This window comes from Nocardioides ginkgobilobae (genome assembly GCF_054781275.1).
Window position 1 is genome coordinate 84,580 of sequence record NZ_BAAGUS010000005.1, and the last position, 26,522, is coordinate 111,101.

A 26,522-nucleotide genomic window follows, 5' to 3' on the forward strand; every position below is an offset into this window, starting at 1 on the left:
CCCGGTTCACGCCACCACCCAGGTAGGGCGACCCGGGGTCATCGACGAGAGGAAGACCCATGAAGAAGGACATCCACCCGGAGTACGTCGAGACCCAGGTCTCCTGCGCCTGCGGCGCCACGTTCACCACCCGCAGCACGGCGACCTCGGGCGTCATCAAGTCCGACGTCTGCTCGCAGTGCCACCCGTTCTACACCGGCAAGCAGAAGATCCTCGACACCGGCGGCCGGGTCGCCCGCTTCGAGGCCCGCTACGCCAAGGCTGCCAAGAAGTAGCCCCGTCCGAGCGCCGGTCCACCCCGCCACAGGCTGGGAGGGCCGGCGCTCGTGCTGTCCCCGCTCGATCCCCACTCACCGCACCACCACCCGAGGAGCACCGCGTGTTCGAGGCCGTCGAGGGGATGCTCGTCGAGCACGGTGAGCTGGAGCAGCAGCTCGCCCAGCCCGAGACCCATGCCGACGCCCGGCTGGCCAAGCGCCTCAACCAGCGCTACGCCGCGCTCTCGGCCATCATCGGCACCTGGCGGGAGTGGCGCACCCTCGGCGAGGACGCCGAGGCCGCGCGCGAGCTGGCCGCCGAGGACCCCGCCTTCGCCGAGGAGGCCGAGGCCCTGGCGGAGCGTCGTGCGACGACCGAGGAGCGGCTGCGCCGCCTGCTGGTGCCCCGCGACCCGGCCGACGAGAAGGACGCGCTCCTGGAGGTGAAGTCCGGGGAGGGCGGTGAGGAGTCCGCCCTGTTCGCCGGGGACCTGCTGCGCATGTACACCCGGTACGCCGAGCAGCGCGGCTGGTCCGTCGAGGTGCTCGACGCCACCGAGTCCGACCTGGGCGGCTACAAGTCGGTGACGGTGGCCGTGAAGGCCAAGGGCACTCCCGCGCCCGGTGAGGCGCCGTACGCGCTGCTGAAGTTCGAGGGTGGCGTGCACCGGGTCCAGCGGGTTCCGGTGACGGAGTCCCAGGGGCGGGTCCACACGAGTGCCGCCGGCGTCCTGGTGCTCCCGGAGGCCGAGCAGGTCGACGTCAGCATCGACGAGAACGACCTGCGCATCGACGTCTTCCGCTCCAGCGGCCCCGGTGGGCAGAGCGTCAACACCACCGACTCGGCGGTCAGGATCACCCACGTGCCCTCGGGGATCGTCGTGTCCTGTCAGAACGAGAAGTCCCAGCTGCAGAACAAGGAGCAGGCGATGCGCATCCTGCGCGCGCGCCTGCTGGCCGTCGCCCAGGAGGAGGCCGAGGCCGCCGCCGGGGAGGCCCGGCGCAGCCAGGTCCGCACGGTCGACCGCTCCGAGCGGATCCGCACCTACAACTTCCCGGAGAACCGGATCTCCGACCACCGCACCGGCTACAAGTCCTACAACCTCGACCAGGTCCTCGACGGCGCCCTGGAGCCGGTGCTCGCCTCGTGCGTGGACGCCGACATGGCCGCGCGCCTGGCCGCGCTCGAGGACTGAGGTGGCCCCGCCCGTCGGGCGTCGCGCGCTCCTCGCCGACGCCGCGACACGCCTGGCCGCCGGGGGAGTGGCCAGCCCGGACTCCGACGCCGCGACCCTGCTGGCCCACGTGCTCGGCACCACCCGCGGCGGGCTCGCCCTGGTCGCGGAGGTCACCGACGAGCAGGCGGCGTCGTACGACGTGCTGGTGGCGCGCCGCGCCGCCCGCGAGCCTCTGCAGCACCTCACGGGCTCGGCGGGCTTCCGGCACGTCGAGCTGGCCGTCGGGCCGGGCGTGTTCGTCCCCCGCCCCGAGACCGAGCTGCTCGCCGGGTGGGCCGTCGAGCAGGCCGCGGCCCTGGCCGCGCCCGTCGTGGTCGACCTGTGCACCGGCTCCGGCGCGATCGCGGCAGCGGTGGCCGACGAGGTGCCGCACGCCCGTGTCCACGCCGTCGAGCTGAGCCCCGAGGCGCACGCCTACGCCGAGCGCAACCTCGCCGGCACCGGGGTCGACCTGCGGCTGGGCGACGCCTTCGAGGCGTTCGAGGACCTGCTCGGCACCGTCGACGTGCTGGTCTGCAATCCGCCCTACGTCCCGCTGGAGTCGTGGGAGTCAGTGGCGGTCGAGGCACGCGACCACGACCCGCACCTGGCGCTCTTCTCGGGTCAGGACGGACTCGACGCGATCCGCCTCCTGGCGGTCCGCGGCGCCGCGCTGCTGCGAGCGGGCGGCGTCCTCGGCGTCGAGCACGCCGACGTCCAGGGCGAGAGCGTGCCGGCCGTGCTGGCCGCCACCGGCCGCTGGCACGAGGTGCGCGACCACGCGGACCTGGCCGGTCGCGCACGGTTCACCACGGCCCGACTGGCACGATGACCCCCATGGAGCGCTACACGACCCAGGGCGAGGACGACCGGGAGAGCGCGGTCGAGGCCGCTGCCCTGGCCCTGCAGCGCGGTGGTCTCGCGGTGGTGCCGACCGACACCGTCTACGGGATCGCCGCGGACGCCTTCGACCCTGCCGCCGTCCGTGCGCTGCTGGCCGCCAAGGGACGCGGACGCGAGATGCCGCCGCCGGTGCTGGTCTCGGCCGCCACGACGCTCGACGCCCTGGCCGTGCGGGTGCCCGGCTACGCCCGCGCGCTGGTCGACGAGTTCTGGCCCGGTCCGCTGACCCTCGTCTGCCACCAGCAGTCCTCCCTGCAGTGGGACCTGGGGGAGACCCGCGGCACCGTCGCCGTCCGGATGCCCGACCACGACCTCACGCGCGAGATCCTCGAGCGCACCGGGCCCCTGGCGGTCTCCTCGGCCAACAAGACCGGGATGCCCGCGGCCACCGACGCAGACCAGGCCGAGGAGATGCTCGGCGAGGACGTCGACGTCATCGTCGACGACGGCGAGTCGCCCGGGGGAGAGGCGTCCACGATCGTGGACGTGACCGGCACCCAGGGCCGGGTGCTGCGCCTGGGCGCGTTGTCGCTGGAGCGGCTCAACGAGGTGCTCGAGCCCCTGGGTGCGACGCTCGTGCTCGAGGGCGAGGAGCCGGAGGCCGGGCCGCCGACCGCGGGCGACGACCCCGGCGGTCCCCGCGGTCCCGTGAGCACGGACCCCGACGAGCAGGACCCGGGGCCGCGCGCCGACAGCGAGGTCTGAGGGCGTGCGCGAGTACGTCGTCGTCTTCCTGGTGGCCATGGCGGTCACCTACCTCCTCACCGTCATCGCGCGCGAGATCGCGCTGCGCACCGGTGCGGTCGCGCGCGTCCGCGACCGCGACGTGCACGACGAGCCGATCCCCTACCTCGGGGGGCTGGCGATGCTCGGCGGCCTCGTGTCGGCGTACCTCGTGGCCCGTGAGCTGCCCTTCCTCTCCACCGCGGGCGACGTGGTCTTCCGCGACGCCGGGGTGGTCATCGGTGCCGGGGCGCTGATCTGTGCGGTCGGGGTGCTCGACGACCTCTTCGAGCTCGATGCGTTGACCAAGCTCGGCGGCCAGCTGCTGGCCGCGGGCTTCCTGGTGGCCTTCGGCGTGCAGTTCTACTTCTTCACCGTCCCGGGCGGCGAGATCTTCTCCCTCGACCCGAGGCAGGCCGCCCTGCTCACCGGGTTCCTGGTGATCGCCACCATCAACGCGGTGAACTTCGTCGACGGCCTCGACGGCCTCGCCGCGGGCGTCGTCGGGATCGGCGCCGGGGCCTTCTTCCTGTTCTGCTACCAGCTGACGGCCATCAACAACACTTCGCGCGCGACCACGGCGGCGCTGCTCACCGTGGCGCTGGCGGGCGCCTGCGCGGGGTTCCTGCCTCACAACATCAACCCGGCCCGCCTCTTCATGGGCGACTCGGGGTCGATGCTCATCGGGCTGGTGCTCTCCGCGGGAGCCATCACCCTCACGGGCCAGTTCAACGAGGTCGACCTGTCGCAGGGCAGCGGTTCGGGCGGGGACGCCAGCCTGGTCCTGCTGCTGCCGATCCTGCTGCCCGTGGCGATCCTCGTGGTCCCCCTGCTCGACCTGGTCCTGGCCGTGGTGCGCCGGACCCGAGCGGGCCGCTCGCCCTTCGCCCCGGACAAGCAGCACCTGCACCACCGGCTGCTGGAGATCGGGCACTCCCAGCGCCGCGCGGTGCTCATCATGTGGCTGTGGGCGGCCCTGGTCGCCTTCGGCACCGTGCTGGTGAGCCTCTACTCCGGTCCGGTCGTGGTGGCCGGTGTCGCCGTGGCGACGGCGGGCACGATCGCGCTCACCTTCCTGCTCCCGCGGCTGCACCGGCCCGCGGTCTTGAACGATCCAGTTGCCGAGGCGCCCGAACGCTTGTGATAGTTTTCACGAGCGTTACAGCCCTGCCCCTCCCAGCAGAGAACGGCCGCCGATGACCCCCGCGACGACCGCGTCCCCGCGCCGCCCGCACGCCGTGCTCCTGCACGGCGCCGTCGGCGCCGCCGCGCTGGTCCCCGGGCTCCTCGTCGCCGGCGCCGGCTGGCTGGCCTCGGGCAGTGACGCGGCCCTCGCAGCCGTCTTCGGCGCGCTGGCGGTCCTGGGCATCCTGCTCTTCGGCTCCACGGCCGTGGACCTGGTGGCGGGTCTCATGCCGGGCGCCTCGCTGGGCGTGGCGCTGATGACCTACGCGCTGCAGCTCGTGCTGCTGGTGGCCGTCCTGCTGGCCGCCTCCGAGGCCGCGCTCTTCGCCGACCTGGCCGAGCGCCGCTGGCTCTTCGGCGGCCTGCTCGCCGTGATGCTGGGGTGGATGGTGGGCCAAGTGGTCGCCGCCGTCCGCGTCCGGATCCCCGTCTACGAGCTGCCCCAGCAGGGCCCCGCAGCGGCCCCCACGACCCCCGCCGGCCCCTCGCCCGAGGCGGTGCGGCGATGAGTGCCACCGACTGCTATCGTCCGCTTCGCGATGGCTCCCGACGACTCTCGGTACGACACGAGCCAGCCGTCCCAGGATCCCTGGCGGGCCTTCAGCTACCTCGTGGCGGGCGTCCTGCTCTACGGCGTCCTCGGCTGGCTGGCCGACCGGTGGCTCGGGACCTCGTTCCTGGTGGCGGTCGGCATCCTTCTGGGTGCGGGCCTCGGGATGTACATGGTGTTCAAGACGTTCGGCGCCCCTCCGGCAGACTCCGGGGGAGAGCAGTGACGCAGACGACGAAGGAGACCCGGCGTTGATCGACCTCGCCACCGTCCTACTGCCGTTGGCCGACGGCGGCGGCTTCGAGCCGCCGGGCCCGTCCGTCTTCGAGTACCCGCCGCTGTTCGGCGGGGTCACGAAGTCGATGCTGCAGCTGGCGCTGTCCGTGGTCCTGATCGCGGGCGTGACCTACCTGATGGCGCGCCGCGCCGCGATCGTCCCCGGTCGCCTGCAGTACGCCGGCGAGATCGCCTACGGCGGCGTCCGCAACAGCATCGCCCGCGAGATCATCGGTGCCGAGCACTACCTGAAGTTCGTGCCGTACCTCTTCGCGCTGTTCATGTTCGTGGCAGTGAACAACTACTTCGGCATCGTCCCGCTGATCCAGCTGCCGACGTTCTCGCGCTCCGGCTACGCCTACGGCCTGGCGATCCTGACCTGGCTGCTCTACAACGGCGCCGGCATCTGGAAGCACGGCCTCATCGGCTACCTCAAGCACACCTGCATCCCCGCGGGCGTGAAGGGCCCGGTGCTCCTGCTCATCGTGCCGCTGGAGTTCCTCTCCAACATCCTGGTCCGGCCGGTCACCCTGGCGCTGCGTCTGTTCGCCAACATGTTCGCCGGCCACCTGCTGCTGGTCCTCTTCGCCGTCGGCGGTGAGTACCTCATCATCGAGTCGCCCTCGCTGGTCAACGTCTTCGGTGGCGTCCTGGCCTGGGTCATGTTCTTCGCCGTCTCGGTGCTCGAGCTCCTGGTGATGTTCCTGCAGGCCTACGTCTTCACGCTGCTGACGGCCATGTACGTCGGCGGCGCCCTCGCCGACGAGCACTGAGCACCCGCTCGGCGCTCGGGGGCGACCCCGGTTCCCACAACTGAATAACCCGCGGTGCTGGACAACGCAGCACCGCACGACAGCAGTTCCGCCAAAACGACGCCGCCGGCGTCAGACGAAAGGAAAAGCCGTGACTGGCTCCCTCAACATGCTCGGGTACGGCATCGCGACGATCGGCCCGGCGATCGCGGTGGGTCTCATCTTCGCCGCCTACATCAACGGCGTCGCCCGTCAGCCCGAGGCGCAGGGTCGCCTGCAGTCGATCGCGATCCTCGGCTTCGCGCTCGCCGAGGCGCTCGCGATCATCGGCATCGCGCTCGCGTTCGTCATCACCTGATCCGTCCGACGCTCCTTCCCACGTACTGAGGTGACTCATGGGTGATTCCATGCTGCGGGCGGCGGAACCCACCAACCCGCTGATCCCGCCGGTGATCGAGATCGTCCTCGGCGGGGCTTTCTTCCTGCTCCTGGTCGTCCTGATCTACAAGTTCGTCGCGCCCCGCTTCGAGCAGGCGTTCACCGAGCGGACTGCGGCCATCGAGGGCGGGATCGCCCAGGCGGAGACCAAGCAGGCCGAGGCCGACGCCAAGCTCGCCGAGCTCGAGCAGCGGCTGTCCGAGGCCCGTCACGAGGCCGCGCGCATCCGCGAGGAGGCCCGCGAGCAGGGTGCTGCGATCGTCGCCGAGATGCGCCAGCAGGCCCAGACCGAGGCGGCTCGCATCGTCGACCACGGCAAGACCCAGATCGAGGCGGAGCGCCAGCAGGCCGTCGCCTCGCTGCGGGCCGAGGTCGGCGCCCTCGCGACCGGCCTGGCCGGTCGCATCGTGGGCGAGAGCCTGGAGGACGAGGCCCGCCAGAGCCGCGTCGTCGAGCGCTTCCTCGCCGACCTCGAGGCCGGGACCCCGGGGGTCAACTGAGATGACCTCGGACTTCCGCGGAGCCTCGGCCGACGCCGTCGCCTCGCTCACCGGCGAGCTGGAGGCCTCGGTCTCCGGCTCGCCGGAGACCGCCACCCGGGTGGCCTCCGACCTGTTCTCGGTGGCCTCGACGCTGCGCACCGAGGGTGCGCTGCGCCGCTTCGCCACCGACGGGTCGATCCCGACCGAGGCCAAGACCGGCCTCGTGGGAGAGGTCCTCGGCGCCAAGGTCTCCGAGACCAGCCTCGCGCTGCTGCGCTCGGCCGTCTCGCGACGGTGGACGGTGGCCAGCGACCTGGCCCACGCGCTCGAGCACCTCAGCGTCGTCGCGACCGTGCGCTCGGTCCAGGCTGACGCCGACCGGCTGGCCGACGAGCTCTTCGCCTTCGGTCAGACCGTCAAGGCCGAGCCGTCGCTGCGCGACGCGCTCTCCGACCCCGCGCGCTCCATCGCCGACAAGGCCCGGCTCGTCGAGGACCTCCTCGGCGGCAAGGCCCTCCCGGCGACCGTCGTGCTGGCCACGCAGGCCCTGCACGGCACCTACCGCACCGTGGGCGCGGCCCTGGTCGAGTACCAGAAGGTCGCTGCTGCGGTGGCCGGCGAGAACGTCGCCACCGTGCGCGTCGCCCGGCCGCTCAGCGAGACCGAGGAGCGGCGCCTCGCCGACCTGCTGACCCGTCAGTACGGCCGGCCGGTCCACCTCAACACCGTGGTCGACCCCGAGGTCCTCGGTGGTGTCCGCGTCGAGATCGGTGACGACGTGATCGACGGGACGGTCTCGAGCCGGCTCGACGACGCGCGTCGTCTGCTCGCCGGCTGACCCCGGCCCCACCCCCTACTCCGCCCACAGGCACCGAGCACAAGAGAGAAGGCACCAGAATGACGGAGCTCTCCATCCGTCCGGACGAGATCCGCGACGCGCTGCAGAAGTACGTCGCCGACTACCAGCCCGACGCGGCGAGCCGCGAGGAGGTCGGCACCGTCGCCCAGGCGGCCGACGGCATCGCGCGCGTCAGCGGGCTGCCCTCGGCGATGGCCAACGAGCTGCTGGAGTTCGAGGACGGCACGCTGGGCATCGCCCTGAACCTCGACACCCGCGAGATCGGTGTCGTCGTCCTCGGTGACTTCGACAAGATCGAGGAGGGCCAGACGGTCCGCCGTACCGGCGAGATCCTCTCGGTGCCCGTGGGTGACGGCTTCATGGGCCGCGTCGTGGACCCGCTCGGCAAGCCGATCGACGGTCTCGGCGAGATCGTCTCCGACAGCCGCCGCGCCCTGGAGCTCCAGGCCCCCAACGTGGTGCAGCGCAAGTCGGTGCACGAGCCCCTGGCCACCGGCATCAAGGCCATCGACTCGATGACCCCGATCGGCCGCGGCCAGCGCCAGCTGATCATCGGCGACCGCGCGACCGGCAAGACCACGATCGCGATCGACACGATCATCAACCAGCGCCAGAACTGGGAGTCGGGCGACCCGACCAAGCAGGTCCGCTGCATCTACGTCGCCATCGGCCAGAAGGGCTCGACCATCGCCTCGGTGCGCGGTGCCCTCGAGGAGGCCGGCGCCCTGGAGTACACCACCATCGTGGCGGCCCCCGCCTCGGACTCCGCGGGCTTCAAGTACCTCGCGCCCTACACCGGCTCGGCCATCGGCCAGCACTGGATGTACGACGGCAAGCACGTCCTGATCGTCTTCGACGACCTGACCAAGCAGGCCGAGGCCTACCGCGCCGTGTCGCTGCTGCTGCGCCGCCCGCCGGGCCGCGAGGCCTACCCGGGTGACGTCTTCTACCTGCACAGCCGCCTGCTCGAGCGCTGCGCGAAGCTCTCCGACGACCTGGGCGCCGGCTCGATGACCGGTCTGCCGATCATCGAGACCAAGGCCAACGACGTCTCGGCGTTCATCCCGACCAACGTCATCTCGATCACCGACGGCCAGATCTTCCTGCAGTCGGACCTCTTCGCCTCCAACCAGCGCCCCGCCATCGACGTGGGTGTCTCGGTCTCGCGCGTGGGTGGTGCGGCCATGACCAAGGCGATGAAGGCCGTCACCGGCTCGCTCAAGGTCGACCTGGCGCAGTTCCGCGCGATGGAGGCGTTCGCGATGTTCGCCTCCGACCTCGACGCGGCCTCGCGCCAGCAGCTGGACCGCGGTCAGCGCCTGATGGCGCTGCTCAAGCAGCCGGCGTACTCGCCCTACGCCCTGGAGGAGATGACCGTCTCCCTGTGGCTGGGCACCACCGGTCGCCTCGACAAGGTCCCGGTCGGTGACGTGCTGCGCTTCGAGCAGGAGTTCATCGACTACGTCAAGCGCAGCCACGGGGGCATCCTCGACGCGATCCGCGAGACGACGAAGTTCGAGGACGAGGACGGCCTGGCGGCTGCCTACGACTCCTTCATCACCCAGTTCGAGACCTCCGACGGTGGCTCGATCAAGGTCGGCCACGAAGAGGCCGAGGCGATGGAGGACGACGAGCTGGGCCAGGAGCAGATCGTCAAGCAGAAGCGGGGCTGACCCGATGGCCGTATCGCTGCGTGAGTACCGCGCGCGGATCAAGTCGACGGAGTCGATGAAGAAGATCACGCGCGCCATGGAGCTCATTGCTGCGTCCCGCATCATCAAGGCGCAGCAGCGGGCCCAGGCCGCGGCGCCGTACGCCCGAGAGCTGACGCGTGCGGTGTCGGCGGTGGCGACGTTCTCCAACGTCGACCACCCGCTGACCAAGGAGGAGGAGGACCCGAAGCGGGCCGCCGTCCTCATCGTCACCAGTGACCGTGGACTGGCCGGTGCCTACTCCAGCTCGGTCCTCAAGGAGGCAGAGCGACTCGTCGAGCGCCTCCGCGAGGAGGGCAAGGAGATCGACACCTACATCTGCGGCCGCAAGGGCGAGGCGTACTACAAGTTCCGCCAGCGCCCGATCGTGCAGGCCTGGACGGGCTTCTCCGACCAGCCGTCGTACGACGTGGCGGCCGAGGTCGGGTCGACGCTGATCGAGTCCTTCCTCAAGGAGCAGGGCGAGGAGGGTGACGTGGACGAGGTCCACGTCGTCTACACCCGCTTCGTCTCGATGCTGACCCAGGAGCCGACGGCCGTGCGGCTGCTGCCCCTGGAGGTCGTCGAGGGCACCGAGGCGCCGGACGAGTCCGAGCTCCTCCCGCTCTACGAGTTCGAGCCCTCCGCCGAGGAGGTGCTGGACGGGCTGCTCCCGCAGTACGTCCAGTCCCGGATCTTCTTCTCCCTCCTGCAGGCGGCGGCCTCCGAGCTCGCCGCGCGGCAGAAGGCGATGAAGTCCGCGACGGACAACGCCGAAGAGCTGATCAAGAAGTACACCCGCATCGCCAACCAGGCCCGTCAGGCCGGCATCACCCAGGAAATCAGCGAGATCGTCGGTGGCGTCAACGCGCTGGCCGATGCCAACGCAGGCGCCGAGTAACGAAAGTAGTGACATGACTGCCACCCTTGAAGAGACCACCCAGGCCGGCGGTGCCAGCGTCGGTCGCATCGCGCGCGTCATCGGCCCGGTCGTCGACGTGGAGTTCCCCGTCGACGCGATGCCGGAGATGTACAACAAGCTCACCGCCGAGATCACGCTCGAGGGTGAGACCACCACGATCGCCCTCGAGGTCGCCCAGCACATCGGCGACGGCATGGTCCGTGCGATCTCCCTGAAGCCGACCGACGGCCTGGTCCGCGGCGGCCAGGTGGTCGACACCGGCGAGCCGATCACGGTCCCCGTCGGCGACCAGACCCTCGGCAAGGTCTTCAACACCACCGGCGAGGTGCTCAACATGCCGGCGGGGGAGACCTTCGTCGCGCAGGAGCGGTGGGGCATCCACCGCAAGGCGCCCGCCTTCGACCAGCTGGAGTCGAAGACCCAGATGTTCGAGACCGGCATCAAGGTCATCGACCTGCTGACCCCCTACGTGCAGGGCGGCAAGATCGGCCTGTTCGGCGGCGCCGGCGTGGGCAAGACGGTGCTCATCCAGGAGATGATCGCCCGTGTGGCCCGCAACCACGGTGGTGTGTCGGTGTTCGCCGGTGTCGGCGAGCGCACCCGTGAGGGCAACGACCTCATGGTGGAGATGGAGGAGGCCGGCGTCCTCGGCCAGACCGCCCTGGTCTTCGGCCAGATGGACGAGCCGCCGGGCACCCGCCTGCGCGTCGCGCTGTCGGCGCTGACGATGGCGGAGTACTTCCGCGACGTCCAGAACCAGGACGTGCTGCTCTTCATCGACAACATCTTCCGCTTCACCCAGGCCGGCTCCGAGGTCTCGACCCTGCTGGGTCGCATGCCCTCGGCCGTGGGCTACCAGCCCAACCTCGCCGACGAGATGGGTGTGCTCCAGGAGCGCATCACCTCCACCCGCGGTCACTCGATCACCTCGATGCAGGCGATCTACGTGCCGGCCGACGACTACACCGACCCGGCGCCGGCGACCACCTTCGCCCACCTGGACGCGACCACCGAGCTGTCCCGCGAGATCGCCTCGCTGGGCATCTACCCCGCGGTGGACCCGCTGACCTCGACCTCGCGCATCCTCGACCCGCAGTACATCGGTCGGGAGCACTACGACTGCGCGATCCGGGTGAAGCAGATCCTGCAGCGCAACAAGGAGCTGCAGGACATCATCGCGATCCTGGGTGTCGACGAGCTGTCCGAGGAGGACAAGATCATCGTCAGCCGGGCGCGCCGCATCCAGCGCTTCCTGTCGCAGAACACCTACGTGGCCAAGCAGTTCACCGGCATCGAGGGCTCCACCGTCCCCGTCGCCGACACCATCGAGGCGTTCAACAAGATCGCTGACGGCGAGTACGACCACGTGGCCGAGCAGGCCTTCTTCATGTGCGGCGGTCTGGACGACGTCGAGAAGAAGTGGGCCGAGATCCAGAAGAACCTCTGATGACGAGCGAGGGAGCCACCGGCCTGCAGGTCGCGCTGGTCGCCGCCGACCGGACCGTGTGGTCCGGCGAGGCGTCGATGGTCATCGCTCGCACGGTCGAGGGCGACATGGGTGTGCTGCAGGGCCACGCGCCCATGCTCGCCCTGCTCACGGACGCGGCGATCGAGATCAACGCTCCCGAGGGCGTCGTGCACGCGGCCGTCGACGGCGGGTTCATCTCCGTCGCCGACGACCGGGTCTCGATCCTCACCGAGCACGCGCTGCTGGCCGAGGAGATCAAGGTCGACGAGGCGCGCGCGGAGCTGGAGGCGGCCCAGGGGCTGCCCACCGGCGACGAGCGCGAGATGCAGATCCGCCGTGCCGAGGCGCGCATCCGCGCTGCCGAGAAGGCCAGCTGACCGCGCACCTGCCCCGCAGGTCCTGACCCGCCCACCGTCCCGCTAGGGTGACCCCCAGCCGGGACGGTGGGTGGTGTCGTTTCCCGGACTCGTCGGCGTGAGGGGGATGCGGTGCCGCTGTGGCAGTGGCTGCTCGACATCGCCGGCGGACTGCTGGTGCTGGTGCTCCTCTACGGGCTCGGGCTGGTCGTCCGCCGACGCGTCATCGCGCGCTCCGGAGGCACCTTCGAGCTGTCCCACCGCGTGCGCACCTCGCACCCGGGTCGGGGCTGGCTGCTGGGGGTGGGCCGCTACTCCGACGAGCGGCTGGAGTGGTTCCGGATCTTCTCGCTCTCGCCGCGGCCCAAGCGCACCTGGGTGCGCGACGAGCTCACCTACGTCGGTCGCCGCGACCCCGAGGGACCCGAGCAGGTCTCGCTCTTCCCCGACCACGTGGTGATCTCCTGCCGGGCTGCCGACGGCGACATCGAGCTGGCGATGAGCCCCGCCACGCTCACCGGCTTCCAGGCCTGGCTCGAGGCGCGCCCGCCGGGCGCGGAGATGCCTGGGTCGCGGGGGACCCGGCCCTGAGCGGCGGGCGCGCTGCTCATTTGACCGGTAAACACACCAGGCGCACCATGGTCGGGTGAGTGCCACGACCGACGTACGCCGCAGTCCCCTCGCGCCCGGGCTGCTCGCCGCCCGCAACGCCGTCGCGGCCTCCTTCGTGCTCAACGGGCTGGTGTTCGCCTCCCTGGTCTCGCGGCTGCCCGACCTGCGCGAGCGGCTGTCGCTTTCCAACGGCTCGCTCGGCATGCTGCTGCTGGCCATCGCCGGCGGCTCGCTCGTCGCGCTGCCCAGCACCGGTCGCGTCATCGAGCGGATCGGCGCGACCCGCACGGTGCGCGGAGGCGTCCTCGCGGACACCGTGGGCCTGTCCGTGGCCGCGCTGGGCGCCGTGACGGGCCAGCTGCCCCTGGCCGCCGTCGGGCTCTTCGTGCACGGCATCGGCATCGGTGTCTGGGACGTGGCGATGAACGTCGAGGCGGCCGAGGTCGAGCGCCGGATGGCGCGCACCGTGATGCCGCGCTTCCACGCCGCCTGGAGCGCGGGTTCCTTCCTGGGCGCCGGCATCGGGATCCTGGTCGTGGCCCTGGACGTGCCGATGCTCCTGCACCTCGTGGGCGCGGCCGTCGTCATCGGTGTCGTCGCCTGGACCACCTCGGCCCGCTTCCTGCCTGCCGAGCCGGCCCCCGCGGCCGGCGAGGGCGGAGCCGTGCGCCGCGGCCCCTCGCCGTGGCGCGAGCCGCGCACCCTGGCCATCGGCCTGATGGTGCTGTGCTTCGCCATGGTCGAGGGCACGGCCAACGACTGGCTCACCCTCGGCCTCATCGACGGCTACGGCGTGGAGCACTGGGTCGGGGTCGCCGGGTTCGCCCTCTTCGTCGTGGCGATGACCACCGGCCGCCTCTACGGCCCGGTGCTGCTGGACCGCTACGGCCGACCGGCGACGCTGTGGGGGAGCGCCGCCCTGGCCGCGCTCGGCGCGGTCCTCACCGTTCTGGGCGGTGCGTTGCCGGGCCCCGCGCTGCCGTTCGTCGTGCTGGGAGTCCTGCTCTGGGGCCTGGGCGCTGCCCTCGGCTTCCCCGTGGGCATGAGCGCGGCCGCCGACGAGGGCGGGCGGGCCGCGGCGCGGGTCTCGGTCGTCTCGACGGTCGGGTACGGCGCGTTCCTGGCCGGCCCGCCGCTGCTGGGACACCTGGGCGACCGGATCGGCACGCTCGAGGTGCTGCTCGCGGTCACCGCGCTCATGCTGCCCGCGGCGCTCAGCGTGCTCGCGACGCGGAAGCCGGCCTAGGCCTCCCGCTCACCACCCGGCACCCAGAGCACGTCGCCCTGGGCGCGGTTGGCGTGCCGGGCGAGGATGAAGACCAGGTCCGAGAGCCGGTTGAGGTAGGTGATGGCCACCTTGTTCATCGTGTCGTGGTGCTGCTCGTAGGCCGCCCAGGCGGACCGCTCGGCCCGGCGGACGACGGTGCGGGCCACGTGCAGGTGCGCGGCACCCGGCGTACCACCGGAGAGGATGAAGGAGCGCAGCGGCTCGAGGTGCTCGTTGTACTCGTCGCACCAGGCCTCGAGCCGGTCGACGTAGTCCTGCTCGATCCGCAGGGGCGGGTACTCGGGGTCCGGGACCACCGGGGTGCAGAAGTCCGCGCCGACGTCGAAGAGGTCGTTCTGCACGTGGGTCAGCACCCGCACGACGTCCTCGTCGAGCCCACCGGTGGCGACCGCGAGGCCGATCGTGGCGTTGGCCTCGTCGACGTCGGCGTAGGCGTGCAGCCTCAGGTCGTTCTTGGTGGTGACGCTCATGTCGCCGAGCCGGGTCTCGCCAGCGTCGCCGGTGCGGGTGTAGATGCGCGTCAGGTTCACCATGCCCGAGAGCGTAGCCACGCGGGTGGGACCCCTGCGGGCTAGGTTCGAGCGATGGCACGCAGCACCGGCACCACCAGCAGCCCCGCCCTCCGCGACCCGGCCCCGGCGGGCCCGTCCGGTCGCCGCGTGGCGCACCCGGCGCTGGTCGCCGCGCCGGCGTTCGCGCTGGCGGCCGCGGGGCTCTTCCACCCGCACTCGCTGACCTACGACTCCTCGTGGCGGTGGTTCACGCTGCACGTGGCCGGCCTGGTCGTCTTCCCGCTGGTCGGCTGGGCCCTGGCGACCCTCGTGGCCGGGCGGCGCGACCCGCTGGCGTGGCTGGTCCGTCTGGGGGCCTACACCTATGCCACCTTCTACACCGCGCTCGACGTCGTGAGCGGTCTGGCTGCCGGCTGGGTCACCCACCAGCTCGGGCCGGGCGTGCCCCGCCCCGAGGCGGTCAGCCAGCTCTTCCGGATCGGTACGCCGCTGGGCCGGGTCGGCGAGTGGGCGCTGGTCGTCGTGGTCCTGGCCCTCGTCGTGGACCGGCTCGTCCGGCACCGCGGCGACGTCCCCACCTGGGTCGTTGGGACCGTGACCCTGCTGCCCGGGGCCTGGCTGGTGCACGTCGGCCACATCTTCGCTCCCGAGGGCGTGGCCGGGATGGGGCTGATCGGCGTCGGGAGCGCCTCCTGGGCGTGGCGGCTGCGCTCCGCGGAACGCGCCCCGCTCGGTGGTTGATCCGTCCACTACCGACACGCGTCGAGAAAGTCGGGTCCGAGGTGCAACCGAAAAGGACTGGCGAGCGTCACTGTGGGTAAAGGAACCTGGGGGCGCACGTCTCGGGAGGCAGCGGATGGACATCACGACCGACGGACCCACGCTCGTGCTGAGCGGTGACTTCGACGCGCGCAGCACCATGGAGGTGCGTTCCGCGCTCTACGACCGGTTGGCCGAGCACGAGCACGTCGTGGCCGACCTGACCGCGGTGGCGACCATCGACCTCACCGCGCTGCGGGTGCTGGCGATGGCCTCGCGGGAGGCCGCCCGGGAGGGCCAGCACCTGACGTTGCGCGGGTGCGGCCCGGCGGTGATCCGGATGCTGCACCTCTCCCACCTGATCCGCGTGGTGGACGTGGAGCGCTCGGCCGCGACCGCCTGACGCACGACAGACCCCGTGGCCGCGGCCTCCGGACGCGTGGCGATGGCCACATGGACGGAGGTTACCGACGCGTACATCTCGTTCTACCCTTCGATCCATGACTGCGCCCACCGAGCGGCCCGCTGACAGCCAGGCCCCCGCACGTCCCGCGAAGGACCGTCCCTGGGTCATGCGGACCTACGCCGGGCACTCCACGGCGACAGCGTCCAACCAGCTCTACCGGACGAACCTCGCCAAGGGGCAGACCGGTCTCTCGGTCGCCTTCGACCTGCCGACCCAGACCGGCTACGACCCGGACTCGGTGATGGCGCGCGGCGAGGTCGGCAAGGTCGGCGTCCCGGTCATGCACCTCGGTGAGATGCGCAAGCTCTTCGACGGCATCCCGCTCACGGAGATGAACACCTCCATGACGATCAACGCGGTCGCCATGTGGATGCTCGCGATGTACCAGGTCGCGGCCGAGGAGCAGAACCCCGAGCTGTCGCCGGAGGAGGTGGCCGCCCAGCTGGCCGGCACCACCCAGAACGACATCATCAAGGAGTACCTCTCCCGCGGGACCTACGCGTTCCCGCCCGAGGCCTCCATGCGGCTGATCGCCGACATGATCGCCTACACCGTCCATCAGATCCCCAAGTGGAACCCGATCAACATCTGCAGCTACCACCTGCAGGAGGCCGGCGCGACGCCGACGCAGGAGCTGGCCTACGCGCTGTGCACGGCGATCGCCGTCCTCGACGAGGTCAAGGGCTCGGGGCAGGTCTCGGAGGAGGACTTCGGCAAGGTCGTCGGGCGGATCTCGTTCTTCGTCAACGCCGGTGTCCGCTTCATCGAGGAGACCTGCAAGATGCGGGCCTTCGTGCAGCTGTGGGACGAGATCACCCGTGAGCGCTACGGCGTCACCGACGAGAAGATGCGTCGCTTCCGCTACGGCGTGCAGGTCAACAGCCTCGGCCTGACCGAGGCCCAGCCGGAGAACAACGTCCAGCGCATCGTGCTGGAGATGCTCGGCGTCACCCTGTCCAAGAACGCCCGCGCCCGCGCGCTGCAGCTGCCCGCCTGGAACGAGGCGCTCGGCCTGCCGCGGCCCTGGGACCAGCAGTGGTCGCTGCGCCTGCAGCAGGTGCTGGCCTTCGAGTCCGACCTGCTGGAGTACGGCGACATCTTCGACGGCTCGCACGTCATCGAGGCCAAGGTGGCCGAGCTGGTCGCCGGCGCGAAGGCCGAGATCGACCGGGTCCAGGCCATGGGCGGCGCGATCGCCGCCGTGGAGTACATGAAGGGCGAGCTCGTCTCCTCCCACGCAGCCCGCCGTGCGCGGATCGAGGCCGGCGAGGAGGTCATCGTCGGGGTCAACAAGTTCGAGACCACCGAGCCCTCGCCGCTGACCGCGGACCTCGACGGCGCGATCATGGTCGCCGACCCCGAGGCCGAGCGCACCGCGCTGGCCAGCATGGAGGAGTGGAAGGCCCAGCGCGACGAGGCGGCCGTCGAGGAGGCGCTGCGGGCGCTGGCCGAGGCCGCCAAGGGCACCGAGAACCTCATGCCCGCCACGCTGGCCGCGGTCCGCGCCGGCGCGACCACGGGGGAGTGGGCCGGCACCCTGCGCGAGGTCTTCGGCGAGTTCCGGGCGCCCACCGGCGTCTCGGGCGCCGTCGGCGTGGTGGAGGCCGGGGCCGAGCTGACCGAGGTCCGCGCCCGGGTGCAGCAGACCGGTGAGGAGCTGGGCGGCCGCCTGCGGCTGCTCGTGGGCAAGCCCGGTCTCGACGGGCACTCCAACGGCGCCGAGCAGGTCGCCGTGCGCGCCCGCGACGCCGGCTTCGAGGTCGTCTACCAGGGCATCCGGCTCACCCCGCAGCAGATCGTGTCCGCCGCCGTGGCCGAGGACGTGCACTGCGTCGGGCTCTCCATCCTCTCGGGCTCCCACATGGAGCTGGTGCCCGCGGTGCTCGACGGGCTGCGCGAGGCTGGGCTCGACGACGTGCCGGTCATCGTCGGCGGCATCATTCCCGAGTCCGACGGCCGCAGGCTGGTCGAGCAGGGCGTCGCGGCGGTCTACACGCCCAAGGACTTCGGGCTGACCCAGATCATGGGCGGCATCGTCGACGTCATCCGCAAGGCCAACGGGCTGGACTGACGGCGGCGGGCGCCGTCCAGCGCCGCGAACATAGGTTAGGCAATCCTGACTTCTTGCTACCCTCGTGTCATGGGCAAGAAGAAGGGCAGCACGAAGATGGTGCTGAAGCTGCCGAAGACCAAGTGCTGCGAGTCGCGCAAGAAGTGCGACCGCTGCCCGCTGCGCATGCTCAAGGAGGGCACCCTCCCCGACGGCTACACCGTCAAGAAGCGCCGGCTCGTCCGGGTCGACGGCCGAACGTTCACCAAGAAGGACCTCACGCGCGCCGCCTGAGCGCCACCAAGGAGACATGACCGTGCCTGCCGCGCGCTTCGTCGACCAGCTCAACGCCCAGATCGGCAACGAGCTCGCCGCCCACAACCAGTACCTCGCCTGCGCTGTCTACTTCGACGCCCAGACGATGCCGCAGATGGCGGCCTTCTTCTACGGGCAGGCGTTGGAGGAGCGGGAGCACGCCATGATGATGGTGCGCTACCTGCTCGACACCGACTCCGAGGTGGTCATCCCCGGGGTCGCGGCGCCGGTGCCGACCTTCGCGGACGTCGTCGCCCCGGTCGCGCTCGCCCTCGACCAGGAGCGACGGGTCACCGAGCAGATCAACGCCCTGCTGCGGATCGCGCGGGAGGAGAACGACTTCGCCTCCGAGCAGTTCATGCAGTGGTTCATCAAGGAGCAGGTCGAGGAGGTCGCGACCATGTCCGACCTGCTCGCGGTCGTCACGCGCAACGTCGGCGACGTCGAGGACATCGAGGAGTACGTCGCGCGCGAGCAGCGCGGCGAGGGGGCGGACCCGACAGCGCCCCGGGTCGCGGGGGCCTGATCCCCAGCCCTGGTGGCAGCACGAGGCCCCCGCCTGCCGGCGGGGGCCTCGTCGCGTCTGCTGTTGCCGGTGCGGTGCGGGTGCTCAGCGCTCCACGAAGGTCGTGTCGAGCCAGGAGAGCACGGTGCGGCGCACCTGGGGCGCCTGGCGCTCCAGGGGGAGGGCCGAGCCGGCGCGGGCGAAGGTGCGGGCGGTGACCGCCTCGGAGGAGCGGAAGCGCCGGGCCTGGGCCTGGGCGTCGCCGTCCATCCGGGCGTCGCGGCCGCCCTGGAGCACCAGGACCGGGGGCTCGATCGAGCCGGTGCCGAGGCCGAGCGCGCCGAGGGTGCCGAGCAGGCTCGTCACGTCGCCGCAGGGCGTGTCGTTGCGCTGTGCCAGGGCCTGGCGCTGCACCGACCTCGACGCCGAGGCGAAGAGCAGGGAGGCGAAGTCGGCCGGCGTCGCGCCGTACGACGCGTAGTCGTCGCCCAGGCAGGTGCTGGTCTGGCGCGCGGCCTCGCGCACGGCGGCCTGCGAGGCGCCGGTGTCGTTGAAGCCCATGACGACCAGGCCCTCGACGTCGTCGAAGGTGGCCGCCTCGAGCTGGGCGACGGCCGCGCCGACGCCGTGCCCGTGCAGGACCACCTGCGAGGCGTGGGGGACCGAGGCCCCGGGACGGTCGACGAAGCGGTAGATGCCCGCCGTCACGTTCTGCACCACCTGGTGGAGCATCGTGGCCTGGGCACCCAGGCAGGTGGAGCGGCCGTCGGCCAGCGGGCTGGCGTCGAAGCCGAGCCGGTCCAGCACGAGGGAGGTCTCGCCCTGCGCGGCCAGGCGGCCGGCGTAGTCGTGGCGGGGGGAGGACTCCAGGTTCCAGAACCAGCCGCCGGTGCCGGCGTCGTGGACCAGCACGTTGATCCGGGTGCTCCCGGCCCGGCCGAGCACCTCGTCGCGGGGGCCCACGAGGCGGCCGGCGACGGAGTACGTCGAGCCGTCGGCCAGGCAGGGGACGTCGGTGTCGTTGGTGTTGGTCAGGGTGAAGACGACGTCGCGGGTGATCACCGGCTGGCGCTCGCCACGCGGACCGGCCTCGGCGGCGGTGGACTGACCGGCGACGGCGCCGACCAGGGCGCCGGAGACCGCGCCGGCCAGCAGGCCGACGAGGAGGGTGCGCGCGACGCGCGAGCGGTGGGGGGTCCTCATGGTTGTTGAATGTAGGTCAACAACGAACTTGCGAACAAACTGTCGGTATGTGTCGCTCCCCACGTCCGAGCGGGTGGTCCTAAGGCGCCCCGCGCCCGCTGCGGCCCTGGTCCCCGCCCCGGCGCAGCAGCAGCCAGACCGCCAGCAGTCCCACCGCCAGGCCGGCGGCCGCACCGGCAAGGGTCTCGGGCCCGCCGTCCGGACCGCCGACGAGCACCCCGCCGAGGCCGGCCAGGGTCACGAGCAGCAGGCCCAGCGCTGCGTTGCGGAGCACCTCGCGCAGGAAGAGGCCACTGAAGGAGGTCGCTGCGAGCGCGTCCTCCAGGGGTACGGCGCGGACGACCGCGGCCACGGGCACGGGCCCGTACAGGTGCGGGAAGGTCTCGCGGCCGCCGGGCTCGCCGGGCTCCTCGACCACGGGGCAGCCCAGGAGTGCGGTGTCGATCTCGAGCAGGACCAGCGGCTCGGTGACGTCGGCGTAGAAGCGCGCGTGCACCCCGCGCCACTGGTCGGCCCGGCTGGCGTGGACGAAGCCCTCCTGCTCCAGCGTGCGGCCGCGGGTGGAGGTCGTGTACCGCCCCTCGCGCCGGGCGGCGGCCCAGTCGGCGGCGGTGGCGACGTGGTAGACGAGCACGTCAGAAGAGCCGGTGCTCGGCGCCGTCGTCCATGCCCCGCAGCGCGTCGTAGTCCACGACCGCGCAGGTGATGCCACGGTCCTCGGCGAGCACGCGGGCCTGGGGCTTGATCGCCTGGGCGGCGAAGATGCCGCGGACCGGGCCGCGGGTGCACAGCAGGGGGTCGCGGTTGAGCAGCTCGAGGTAGCGGGTCAGCTGCTCGACGCCGTCGATCTCCCCGCGGCGCTTGATCTCGACCGCGACCGAGAGCCCGTCGGCGTCGCGGCACATCAGGTCGACCGGCCCGATCGCCGTCGGGAACTCCCGCCGCACCAGGGTGAGGCCGTCGGCGAGGGTCGCGGGGTGCTCGGCCAGCAGCTCCTGGAGGTGCCTCTCGACCCCGTCCTTCTGCAGGCCCGGGTCGACGCCCAGGTCGTGGGAGGAGTCGTGGAGGACCTCGGCGAGGAGGATCCGCAGGGTGTCCTCGGGGCCCTTCGCGGTGGCGCGGCTGGTGACCGTCCACTCCACCTGGCCGTCCTCGGTCGTGCCCTCCTTGAGGGTGCACGGCGGGGACATCCAGTTCAGCGGCTTGTAGGAGCCGCCGTCGGAGTGCACCAGCACCGACCCGTCGGCCTTGATCATCAGCACCCGGGTGGCCATCGGCAGGTGGGCGGTCAGCCGGCCGGCGTAGTCGACCTGGCAGCGCGCGACGACGAGTCTCACGCGGCCCGAGCGTACCGGCGACGTGCCTCCGGCGGCGGCGGGGTCCTCCCGGGTTGTCGACTAGCCCGATCGGGTGGTGTTGCATGGTCCGCTATGACCATTCTCGGAAGCATCGCCGCGGTGACCCCCCTGGCCGCGCAGCCCGACGAGGGCGTCATCACCGACATCGAGCGGGGGATCAACGACGCCTTCACACCCATCGCGGACGCCGTGACGTCCGTGGTGTTCTGGCAGGTCCCGCTCGGGGACTACTCCTTCCCGCTGATCGTCCTGTGGCTGGTCGCGGCCGCGGCGATCTTCACCGTCTACTTCAACGGCGTGCAGTTCCGCTCGCTCGGCACGTCCTGGGCGCTGGTGCGCGGGCGCTACTCCCGCTCCAGCGACCCGGGGGAGGTCACGCACTTCCAAGCGCTCGCCTCGGCGGTGTCCGGAACCGTGGGGCTCGGCAACATCGCCGGCGTCGCGGTGGCCGTCACGGTCGGCGGTCCGGGCGCCACGTTCTGGATGATCCTGGCCGGCCTGCTCGGGATGTGCACGAAGTTCGTGGAGTGCACCCTGGGCGTGCGCTACCGGGAGATCCACGAGGACGGCACCGTCACCGGCGGCCCCTTCACGTACATGCCGGTCGCCTTCGAGCGTTTCGGCGCCTCCGCCAGCAAGATCGGCGTGAGTATCTTCGCGGTGGCCCTCATCCTCTTCGGGGCGCTGGGCGGCAACGCCTTCCAGTCCAACCAGACCTACGCGCAGGCCGTGGAGATCACCGGCGGCGAGGAGGGGTTCCTCGGCTCACCGCTGGCCTCGTTGCTCTTCGGCATCGCTCTCGCGCTGCTGGTCGGGGTGGTCATCCTCGGGGGCGTCCAGTCGATCGCCCGGGTCACCTCCAGGCTCGTCCCCTTCATGGCGCTGATCTACGTCGGAGCCTGCCTGCTGGTGATCCTCGGCAACGTCACGGAGGTCCCGGACGCCTTCAGTGCGATCATCACCGGCGCGTTCAACCCCGAAGGCGTCGCCGGCGGGATGATCGGTGTGCTGATCGTCGGCTTCCAGCGCGCCGCCTTCTCCAACGAGGCCGGGGTCGGCTCCGCGCCGATCGTGCACTCCGCGGTCAAGACCAAGCACCCCGTCAGCGAGGGCTTCGTCGCGCTGCTGGAGCCGTTCATCGACACCGTCATCATCTGCACGATGACGGCGCTCACGATCATCATCGCGGCCGACTCCACCGACTACGAGGACCGGATCGGGCAGAGCATAGACAGTGCGGGCGGGGTCACGTTGACCTCGCGGTCCTTCGAGTCCTTCCTACCGGGCTTCGAGAACGTGCTCACCGTCGCGGTAGCCCTGTTCGCCTTCTCCACCCTCATCACCTGGAGCTACTACACGCTCAAGGCCTGGACCACACTGGTCGGTAGGTCGCGGGCCAAGGAGAACGCGTTCAAGATCATCTTCTGCCTCTTCACCGCCCTGGGCGCCGTGGTCGATCTCGGCTCGGTGCTCTCCTTCGCCGACGCGATGCTCTTCGTCTGCGCGGTCTTCAACCTGCTGGCCTGCTACCTGCTGCTGCCGAAGGTGCGCGAGGAGATGCGCTCCTTCCTCCGCGGCATCCGCAGCGGTGAGATCGAAGAGGTCCCGGTCGAGGAGCGCGCCACTACGTGAGCGGGTCCCCGCCGGTCCTGGTGCGCGAGGCACGGCCCTCCGAGCTGCGCCACCTCGCGGCGATCGAGGACTCCGGTGCACCGCTCTTCCGGGAGTGGTGCACCGGGGACCTCCCGCCGGCCCTGGTCGCCCCCGCACCCACCGGGCACCAGCGCGACGCGGAGCCGGGGCGGCTGCTGGTCGCCCTCGACCCGGCGTACGACGGTGGGCCGGTGGGGTTTGCGCACCTGCTGTGGCTGCGTGACGACGCCGGTCTGCCCGCGGCCCACCTCGAGCAGCTCTCGGTGCTGCTCCCGGGGCACGGGCGGCGCGGGGTCGGGTCCGCCCTGGTGCGGGCGGCGTGCGAGGAGGCCCGGTGGGAGGGCCACGGGTCGATCAGCCTGTGCACCTACCGCGACGCCCCCTGGAACGGGCCGTTCTACCGGCGGCTCGGGTTCCGCGAGGAGTCGCGCCCGGCGGCGTACCTGCGGCGGCTGCGGGAGCACGAGCAGGCGCTGGGCCTCGACGCCTGCGGGGTCCGAGAGGTGCTCGTGCGGGACTTGGATCGATCAGATCGCGGCTAAGTTACCGACCAGTGAACATCCGCGGGGGAGGGGTGCCCGGACCGTGCCATGATGCCGCCCATGACCGCTGAGAGCGCCCCCACCGAGTCCTCCGCCCGCACCTTCACGACCGTCGGTGTCGTGGGTCTCGGCACCATGGGTGCCGGCATCGCCGAGGTCTTCGCCAAGCACGGCTACACCGTGGTCGGTGTGGAGAAGGACGAGGAGGGCGTGGCCCGCGGCCGCCGCCACCTCGAGGCCTCGACCTCCCGCGCGGTCTCGCGGGAGAAGCTGACCCAGGAGGAGGCCGACGCGCTCCTGGGGCGGATCACCTTCTCCACCACGCTCAAGGACCTCACCGACGCCGACCTCGTGGTCGAGGCCGTCGTGGAGTCGATGGACGTCAAGATCGGCATCTTCCGCGAGCTCGACTCCGTGGTCGCGCCGGGCGCCATCCTGGCCACCAACACCTCCTCGCTCTCGGTCACCGAGCTCTCCACCGCGACCTCGGCCCCGGGGCGGGTCGTGGGCATCCACTTCTTCAACCCCGCGCCGGTGCAGCGACTGGTCGAGGTCGTGCGCACCGTCGTCACCGAACCCTCGGTGCTCGAGGACGTGCAGTCGCTGCTCGGCTCGCTCGGCAAGAGCCCGGTCGTGTGCGGCGACAAGGCCGGCTTCATCGCCAACACCCTGCTCTTCGGCTACCTCAACCACGCCGCCTCGATGTTCGAGCAGAAGTACGCCTCGCGCGAGGACATCGACGCCGCCATGCGCTTCGGCTGCGGCTACCCGATGGGCCCGCTGGCGCTGCTGGACCTGATCGGCCTCGACACGGCGTACGAGATCCTCGAGACGATGTACCGCCAGGGCCGCGACCGCCTGCACGCGCCCACCCCGATCCTCAAGCAGATGGTCACCGCCGGCCTGCTGGGCCGCAAGACCGGCCGCGGCTTCTACACCTACGAGAAGGCCGACTCCCCGGTGGTGGTCGCCGACGCCGCGACGCCGTCCGCCGACGAGGCGCCCGCGCTGCGCCACGACATCAAGCAGGTCGGCGTCGTCGGCACCGGCACGATGGCCTCGGGCATCGTCGAGGTCTTCGCCAAGGCCGGCTACGACGTGCTCTACGTCGGGCGCTCGGCCGAGAAGGTCGAGGGCGTGCGCGGCATGATCACGAAGAACTTCGACAAGCAGATCCAGCGCGGCCGCGCGACCGAGGAGCAGAAGAGCGAGGTGCTGGGCCGCGTCACCGGCACCACCTCGCTCGACGACCTCGCGACCGTCGACATCGTGGTCGAGGCGATCGCCGAGGACCTCGCGATCAAGACCACGCTCTTCGAGAACCTCGACGAGATCTGCAAGCCCGGCGCGATCCTCGCCACCACCACCTCGAGCCTGCCGATCATCGCGATGGCGAAGGTGACCTCGCGGCCGCAGGACGTCATCGGCATGCACTTCTTCAACCCGGCCACCGTGATGAAGCTGGTCGAGGTCGTCTCCACCGTCTCCACCTCCGACGAGGTGACCGAGACCGTGCGGGCGCTGTGCGCCAAGGTCGGCAAGGTCGCCGTGTCCTGCTCGGACCGCGCCGGCTTCATCGTCAACGCGCTGCTCTTCCCCTACCTCAACGACGCCGTGAAGATGCTCGAGGCGCACTACGCCACCGCCGACGACATCGACACCGCGATGAAGCAGGGCTGCGCGCTGCCGATGGGTCCCTTCGAGCTGCTCGACGTCGTCGGCAACGACGTCTCGCTGGCGATCCAGCGCGAGCTCTACCTGGAGTTCCGCGAGCCGGGCTTCGCGCCGGCGCCGCTGCTGGAGCACCTGGTCACCGCGGGCTACCTCGGTCGCAAGACCAAGCGCGGCTTCCGCGACTACAGCGTGCGCTGAGCGCTCGCCACCCCCTTCGACCACCCCCGTAGCATCGGGACATGGGCCTGCTCCTGATGCTGCTGGTGGTCGTGCTCGGCATGGTGGTGCTCGGCGTGGTCGTGACCAGGGTCAACCGCCGCCAGGTCGAGGCACGCCGCGAGGCCGAGATGGCGCCGGTGCGCAAGCTGGCCTTCGAGGACGTCACGGCGCTCGGCACCGAGCTGCAGGACCTCGACCTGGAGCTCGCCGGGCACCCGCTGGACGCCGGCGCCAACGCCGACTACCAGCGGGCGCTCGACGACTACGAGTCGGCCAAGGCCGCCGCGGACGCCATGAAGTCCCCCGAGGACGTCAAGGGCGTCACCGAGATCATCGAGGACGGCCGCTACGCCATCAACTGCGTGCGTGCACGGGTGGCGGGCCGGCCGCTCCCGACCCGGCGTCCGCCGTGCTTCTTCGACCCCCGCCACGGGCCCTCGGTGTACGACGTGCCGTGGACGCCGCCGGGCGGCGCCGAGCGCGAGGTGCCGGCCTGCGCGCTGGACGTGGAGCGGGTGCGTGCCGGCGCGGAGCCGGACATCCGCAAGGTGATGGTCGGCACCCAGCGGGTGCCCTACTGGCAGGGCGGGCGGGCCTACCGGCCCTACGCCGCCGGCTACTTCGGCGCGTTCAGCCCGATGGACTGGATGTTCGCCGGCCTGCTCTTCAGCGGCATGGGCGGCTTCGACGCCCTCGGCGGGATCGGGGAGGGCATCGGCGAGGGGATCGCCGGGGTCGGTGAGGGCTTCGGCGACCTGCTCGGCGGCATCGGCGAGGGCTTCGGCGACCTGTTCGACTTCTGACCCGCTCCGGGGTCGGCGGCGCCCTCAGGTGGGGCGCTCGGCGCCGGCCAGCTGCTCGACGGCCTCGACCAGCCCTGCGGCGGTGAAGGGTTTCACCAGCACGCGGTCCACGCCGGCCGCCAGCGCCTTGGCGTGGTCGGGCAGCGCGGTGACCATGAGCAGCGGCAGCGAGGTGAGCCCCAGCTCGCCGCGCACCTCAGCGGTCAGGCCGAGGCCGTCCAGGCGCGGCATGTTCCAGTCGAGCACGACGATGTCCGGGACCCGCTCGCGGATGGACCCGAGCGCCTCGATGCCGTCCCCGGCCGTGGTGACGTCGTGACCGGCCTTGCGCAGGAACAGCGACATCAGCAGCGACAGGTCGGGGTCGTCGTCGACGACGAGGATGCGCATGGATGGTCTCCTGGGACGGCTGTGGGGAAGTCCCGCTGGGGACAAGGGTGTCACAGCGCTCCACGCCGCGCCGGGGAACCGGGGGCGGCCTCGC

The 26,522-nt window shown here is 71.4% G+C and carries 31 protein-coding genes; 26 read left to right on the forward strand and 5 right to left on the reverse strand.

The features are described 5' to 3' along the window. The first annotated feature begins 59 nt into the window (after nucleotides 1-59). From rpmE to ACYVID_RS06815, 17 genes are all read left to right on the forward strand, one after another. On the forward strand, nucleotides 60-275 hold the full coding sequence (gene rpmE, locus ACYVID_RS06735) for a 50S ribosomal protein L31 (protein ID WP_300641072.1): 216 nt from the start codon (nucleotides 60-62) through the stop codon (nucleotides 273-275). Between the two features lie 104 nt (nucleotides 276-379). After that, nucleotides 380-1,453, forward strand: coding sequence for a peptide chain release factor 1 (gene prfA, locus ACYVID_RS06740; RefSeq protein ID WP_460735655.1), 1,074 nt, complete (start codon nucleotides 380-382; stop codon nucleotides 1,451-1,453). A 1-nt stretch (nucleotide 1,454) separates the two neighbouring features. Continuing rightward, nucleotides 1,455-2,306 (forward strand): peptide chain release factor N(5)-glutamine methyltransferase, encoded by an 852-nt coding sequence (gene prmC, locus ACYVID_RS06745; protein ID WP_460735657.1) that lies wholly within the window; start codon nucleotides 1,455-1,457, stop codon nucleotides 2,304-2,306. Nucleotides 2,307-2,311: 5 nt separating this feature from the next. After that, nucleotides 2,312-3,082 (forward strand): L-threonylcarbamoyladenylate synthase, encoded by a 771-nt coding sequence (locus tag ACYVID_RS06750; RefSeq protein ID WP_460735659.1) that lies wholly within the window; start codon nucleotides 2,312-2,314, stop codon nucleotides 3,080-3,082. Between the two features lie 4 nt (nucleotides 3,083-3,086). Next, nucleotides 3,087-4,244: a glycosyltransferase family 4 protein gene (locus ACYVID_RS06755; protein WP_460735661.1), complete on the forward strand. Its 1,158-nt coding sequence runs from the start codon at nucleotides 3,087-3,089 to the stop codon at nucleotides 4,242-4,244. 52 nt (nucleotides 4,245-4,296) lie between these two features. After that, nucleotides 4,297-4,794: a hypothetical protein gene (locus tag ACYVID_RS06760; RefSeq protein WP_460735663.1), complete on the forward strand. Its 498-nt coding sequence runs from the start codon at nucleotides 4,297-4,299 to the stop codon at nucleotides 4,792-4,794. A gap of 30 nt (nucleotides 4,795-4,824) precedes the next feature. Beyond that, complete coding sequence (locus tag ACYVID_RS06765) at nucleotides 4,825-5,061, forward strand: AtpZ/AtpI family protein (protein ID WP_300641061.1); 237 nt, start codon at nucleotides 4,825-4,827, stop codon at nucleotides 5,059-5,061. 25 nt (nucleotides 5,062-5,086) lie between these two features. Further along, nucleotides 5,087-5,884: a F0F1 ATP synthase subunit A gene (atpB, locus tag ACYVID_RS06770; protein ID WP_460735665.1), complete on the forward strand. Its 798-nt coding sequence runs from the start codon at nucleotides 5,087-5,089 to the stop codon at nucleotides 5,882-5,884. Nucleotides 5,885-6,014: 130 nt separating this feature from the next. Continuing rightward, a complete protein-coding gene (gene atpE, locus ACYVID_RS06775; RefSeq protein WP_300641059.1) occupies nucleotides 6,015-6,221 on the forward strand; it encodes an ATP synthase F0 subunit C in 207 nt (68 codons plus the stop codon). 37 nt (nucleotides 6,222-6,258) lie between these two features. Next, entirely contained in the window at nucleotides 6,259-6,801 is a 543-nt protein-coding gene (locus ACYVID_RS06780; RefSeq protein ID WP_460735667.1) for a F0F1 ATP synthase subunit B, read from the forward strand. A gap of 1 nt (nucleotide 6,802) precedes the next feature. Continuing rightward, nucleotides 6,803-7,621, forward strand: a complete 819-nt coding sequence (locus ACYVID_RS06785) for a F0F1 ATP synthase subunit delta (protein WP_460735669.1) — start codon at nucleotides 6,803-6,805, stop codon at nucleotides 7,619-7,621. A gap of 59 nt (nucleotides 7,622-7,680) precedes the next feature. Further along, nucleotides 7,681-9,315: a F0F1 ATP synthase subunit alpha gene (gene atpA / locus ACYVID_RS06790; RefSeq protein ID WP_460735671.1), complete on the forward strand. Its 1,635-nt coding sequence runs from the start codon at nucleotides 7,681-7,683 to the stop codon at nucleotides 9,313-9,315. Between the two features lie 4 nt (nucleotides 9,316-9,319). Continuing rightward, entirely contained in the window at nucleotides 9,320-10,234 is a 915-nt protein-coding gene (locus tag ACYVID_RS06795) for a F0F1 ATP synthase subunit gamma (RefSeq protein WP_460735673.1), read from the forward strand. A gap of 13 nt (nucleotides 10,235-10,247) precedes the next feature. Beyond that, a complete protein-coding gene (atpD, locus tag ACYVID_RS06800) occupies nucleotides 10,248-11,702 on the forward strand; it encodes a F0F1 ATP synthase subunit beta (protein WP_460735675.1) in 1,455 nt (484 codons plus the stop codon). Beyond that, a complete protein-coding gene (locus ACYVID_RS06805; RefSeq protein ID WP_460735677.1) occupies nucleotides 11,702-12,100 on the forward strand; it encodes a F0F1 ATP synthase subunit epsilon in 399 nt (132 codons plus the stop codon). Before atpD ends, ACYVID_RS06805 begins: the two co-directional genes overlap by 1 nt. A gap of 111 nt (nucleotides 12,101-12,211) precedes the next feature. Next, entirely contained in the window at nucleotides 12,212-12,670 is a 459-nt protein-coding gene (locus tag ACYVID_RS06810; protein ID WP_460735679.1) for a DUF2550 domain-containing protein, read from the forward strand. Between the two features lie 55 nt (nucleotides 12,671-12,725). Continuing rightward, nucleotides 12,726-13,937: an MFS transporter gene (locus ACYVID_RS06815; RefSeq protein ID WP_460735681.1), complete on the forward strand. Its 1,212-nt coding sequence runs from the start codon at nucleotides 12,726-12,728 to the stop codon at nucleotides 13,935-13,937. On the opposite strand, the gene ACYVID_RS06820 is transcribed toward ACYVID_RS06815, so the two are convergent. Beyond that, the gene (locus tag ACYVID_RS06820; protein ID WP_460735683.1) at nucleotides 13,934-14,512 is read right to left on the reverse strand and encodes a cob(I)yrinic acid a,c-diamide adenosyltransferase; all 579 of its coding nucleotides are present in this window, start codon (nucleotides 14,510-14,512) and stop codon (nucleotides 13,934-13,936) included. The genes ACYVID_RS06815 and ACYVID_RS06820 overlap by 4 nt on opposite strands. Before the next feature lie 51 nt (nucleotides 14,513-14,563). Between ACYVID_RS06820 and ACYVID_RS06825 the strand changes: the two genes are divergently transcribed. The 5 genes from ACYVID_RS06825 (at nucleotide 14,564) to ACYVID_RS06845 (ending at nucleotide 18,607) form a co-directional block, all read left to right on the forward strand. Beyond that, nucleotides 14,564-15,232 (forward strand): hypothetical protein, encoded by a 669-nt coding sequence (locus ACYVID_RS06825; RefSeq protein WP_460735685.1) that lies wholly within the window; start codon nucleotides 14,564-14,566, stop codon nucleotides 15,230-15,232. Between the two features lie 115 nt (nucleotides 15,233-15,347). Further along, the gene (locus tag ACYVID_RS06830; protein ID WP_300644657.1) at nucleotides 15,348-15,653 is read left to right on the forward strand and encodes an STAS domain-containing protein; all 306 of its coding nucleotides are present in this window, start codon (nucleotides 15,348-15,350) and stop codon (nucleotides 15,651-15,653) included. A 97-nt stretch (nucleotides 15,654-15,750) separates the two neighbouring features. Further along, on the forward strand, nucleotides 15,751-17,787 hold the full coding sequence (locus ACYVID_RS06835; protein ID WP_460735687.1) for a protein meaA: 2,037 nt from the start codon (nucleotides 15,751-15,753) through the stop codon (nucleotides 17,785-17,787). Nucleotides 17,788-17,856: 69 nt separating this feature from the next. Continuing rightward, nucleotides 17,857-18,060 carry a hypothetical protein gene (locus tag ACYVID_RS06840; RefSeq protein ID WP_460735689.1) on the forward strand — a complete coding sequence of 68 codons (204 nt, stop codon included), beginning with the start codon at nucleotides 17,857-17,859 and terminating at the stop codon, nucleotides 18,058-18,060. 16 nt (nucleotides 18,061-18,076) lie between these two features. Then, on the forward strand, nucleotides 18,077-18,607 hold the full coding sequence (locus tag ACYVID_RS06845) for a ferritin (RefSeq protein WP_460735691.1): 531 nt from the start codon (nucleotides 18,077-18,079) through the stop codon (nucleotides 18,605-18,607). An 84-nt stretch (nucleotides 18,608-18,691) separates the two neighbouring features. Here the strand turns inward: ACYVID_RS06845 and ACYVID_RS06850 are convergent, their stop codons facing one another. From ACYVID_RS06850 to nucS, 3 genes are all read right to left on the reverse strand, one after another. Further along, nucleotides 18,692-19,789, reverse strand: a complete 1,098-nt coding sequence (locus ACYVID_RS06850) for an alpha/beta fold hydrolase (protein ID WP_460735693.1) — start codon at nucleotides 19,787-19,789, stop codon at nucleotides 18,692-18,694. A 79-nt stretch (nucleotides 19,790-19,868) separates the two neighbouring features. Beyond that, nucleotides 19,869-20,423, reverse strand: a complete 555-nt coding sequence (locus ACYVID_RS06855; protein WP_460735695.1) for a DUF952 domain-containing protein — start codon at nucleotides 20,421-20,423, stop codon at nucleotides 19,869-19,871. Between the two features lies 1 nt (nucleotide 20,424). Continuing rightward, complete coding sequence (nucS, locus tag ACYVID_RS06860; protein WP_460735697.1) at nucleotides 20,425-21,126, reverse strand: endonuclease NucS; 702 nt, start codon at nucleotides 21,124-21,126, stop codon at nucleotides 20,425-20,427. A 93-nt stretch (nucleotides 21,127-21,219) separates the two neighbouring features. Between nucS and ACYVID_RS06865 the strand changes: the two genes are divergently transcribed. From ACYVID_RS06865 to ACYVID_RS06880, 4 genes are read left to right on the forward strand one after another with little or no spacing between them, the layout of a single operon-like run. Further along, nucleotides 21,220-22,779 carry an alanine/glycine:cation symporter family protein gene (locus ACYVID_RS06865; RefSeq protein WP_460735699.1) on the forward strand — a complete coding sequence of 520 codons (1,560 nt, stop codon included), beginning with the start codon at nucleotides 21,220-21,222 and terminating at the stop codon, nucleotides 22,777-22,779. After that, entirely contained in the window at nucleotides 22,776-23,342 is a 567-nt protein-coding gene (locus tag ACYVID_RS06870; protein ID WP_460735701.1) for a GNAT family N-acetyltransferase, read from the forward strand. Before ACYVID_RS06865 ends, ACYVID_RS06870 begins: the two co-directional genes overlap by 4 nt. A 60-nt stretch (nucleotides 23,343-23,402) precedes the next feature. Continuing rightward, entirely contained in the window at nucleotides 23,403-25,214 is a 1,812-nt protein-coding gene (locus ACYVID_RS06875) for a 3-hydroxyacyl-CoA dehydrogenase family protein (RefSeq protein ID WP_460735703.1), read from the forward strand. 41 nt (nucleotides 25,215-25,255) lie between these two features. Next, nucleotides 25,256-26,038, forward strand: coding sequence for a hypothetical protein (locus ACYVID_RS06880; RefSeq protein WP_460735705.1), 783 nt, complete (start codon nucleotides 25,256-25,258; stop codon nucleotides 26,036-26,038). 24 nt (nucleotides 26,039-26,062) lie between these two features. Here the strand turns inward: ACYVID_RS06880 and ACYVID_RS06885 are convergent, their stop codons facing one another. Continuing rightward, entirely contained in the window at nucleotides 26,063-26,428 is a 366-nt protein-coding gene (locus tag ACYVID_RS06885; protein WP_460735707.1) for a response regulator, read from the reverse strand. Nucleotides 26,429-26,522 lie beyond the last annotated feature (94 nt).

Excerpts from the sequence above, each read along its gene's own strand:
- ACYVID_RS06835 (WP_460735687.1), top strand. The coding sequence starts at position 15,751 with ATGACTGCGCCCACCGAGCGGCCCGCTGACAGCCAGGCCCCCGCACGT.
- ACYVID_RS06845 (WP_460735691.1), top strand. The coding sequence starts at position 18,077 with ATGACCGTGCCTGCCGCGCGCTTCGTCGACCAGCTCAACGCCCAGATC.
- ACYVID_RS06850 (WP_460735693.1), bottom strand. The coding sequence starts at position 19,789 with ATGAGGACCCCCCACCGCTCGCGCGTCGCGCGCACCCTCCTCGTCGGC.
- rpmE (WP_300641072.1), top strand. The coding sequence starts at position 60 with ATGAAGAAGGACATCCACCCGGAGTACGTCGAGACCCAGGTCTCCTGC.
- atpD (WP_460735675.1), top strand. The coding sequence starts at position 10,248 with ATGACTGCCACCCTTGAAGAGACCACCCAGGCCGGCGGTGCCAGCGTC.
- ACYVID_RS06805 (WP_460735677.1), top strand. The coding sequence starts at position 11,702 with ATGACGAGCGAGGGAGCCACCGGCCTGCAGGTCGCGCTGGTCGCCGCC.
- ACYVID_RS06865 (WP_460735699.1), top strand. The coding sequence starts at position 21,220 with ATGACCATTCTCGGAAGCATCGCCGCGGTGACCCCCCTGGCCGCGCAG.
- atpA (WP_460735671.1), top strand. The coding sequence starts at position 7,681 with ATGACGGAGCTCTCCATCCGTCCGGACGAGATCCGCGACGCGCTGCAG.
- ACYVID_RS06825 (WP_460735685.1), top strand. The coding sequence starts at position 14,564 with ATGGCACGCAGCACCGGCACCACCAGCAGCCCCGCCCTCCGCGACCCG.
- ACYVID_RS06875 (WP_460735703.1), top strand. The coding sequence starts at position 23,403 with ATGACCGCTGAGAGCGCCCCCACCGAGTCCTCCGCCCGCACCTTCACG.
- ACYVID_RS06830 (WP_300644657.1), top strand. The coding sequence starts at position 15,348 with ATGGACATCACGACCGACGGACCCACGCTCGTGCTGAGCGGTGACTTC.
- ACYVID_RS06885 (WP_460735707.1), bottom strand. The coding sequence starts at position 26,428 with ATGCGCATCCTCGTCGTCGACGACGACCCCGACCTGTCGCTGCTGATG.
- ACYVID_RS06760 (WP_460735663.1), top strand. The coding sequence starts at position 4,297 with ATGACCCCCGCGACGACCGCGTCCCCGCGCCGCCCGCACGCCGTGCTC.
- ACYVID_RS06840 (WP_460735689.1), top strand. The coding sequence starts at position 17,857 with ATGGGCAAGAAGAAGGGCAGCACGAAGATGGTGCTGAAGCTGCCGAAG.
- ACYVID_RS06785 (WP_460735669.1), top strand. The coding sequence starts at position 6,803 with ATGACCTCGGACTTCCGCGGAGCCTCGGCCGACGCCGTCGCCTCGCTC.
- ACYVID_RS06750 (WP_460735659.1), top strand. The coding sequence starts at position 2,312 with ATGGAGCGCTACACGACCCAGGGCGAGGACGACCGGGAGAGCGCGGTC.
- ACYVID_RS06780 (WP_460735667.1), top strand. The coding sequence starts at position 6,259 with ATGGGTGATTCCATGCTGCGGGCGGCGGAACCCACCAACCCGCTGATC.
- ACYVID_RS06765 (WP_300641061.1), top strand. The coding sequence starts at position 4,825 with ATGGCTCCCGACGACTCTCGGTACGACACGAGCCAGCCGTCCCAGGAT.
- ACYVID_RS06880 (WP_460735705.1), top strand. The coding sequence starts at position 25,256 with ATGGGCCTGCTCCTGATGCTGCTGGTGGTCGTGCTCGGCATGGTGGTG.
- ACYVID_RS06795 (WP_460735673.1), top strand. The coding sequence starts at position 9,320 with ATGGCCGTATCGCTGCGTGAGTACCGCGCGCGGATCAAGTCGACGGAG.
- ACYVID_RS06820 (WP_460735683.1), bottom strand. The coding sequence starts at position 14,512 with ATGGTGAACCTGACGCGCATCTACACCCGCACCGGCGACGCTGGCGAG.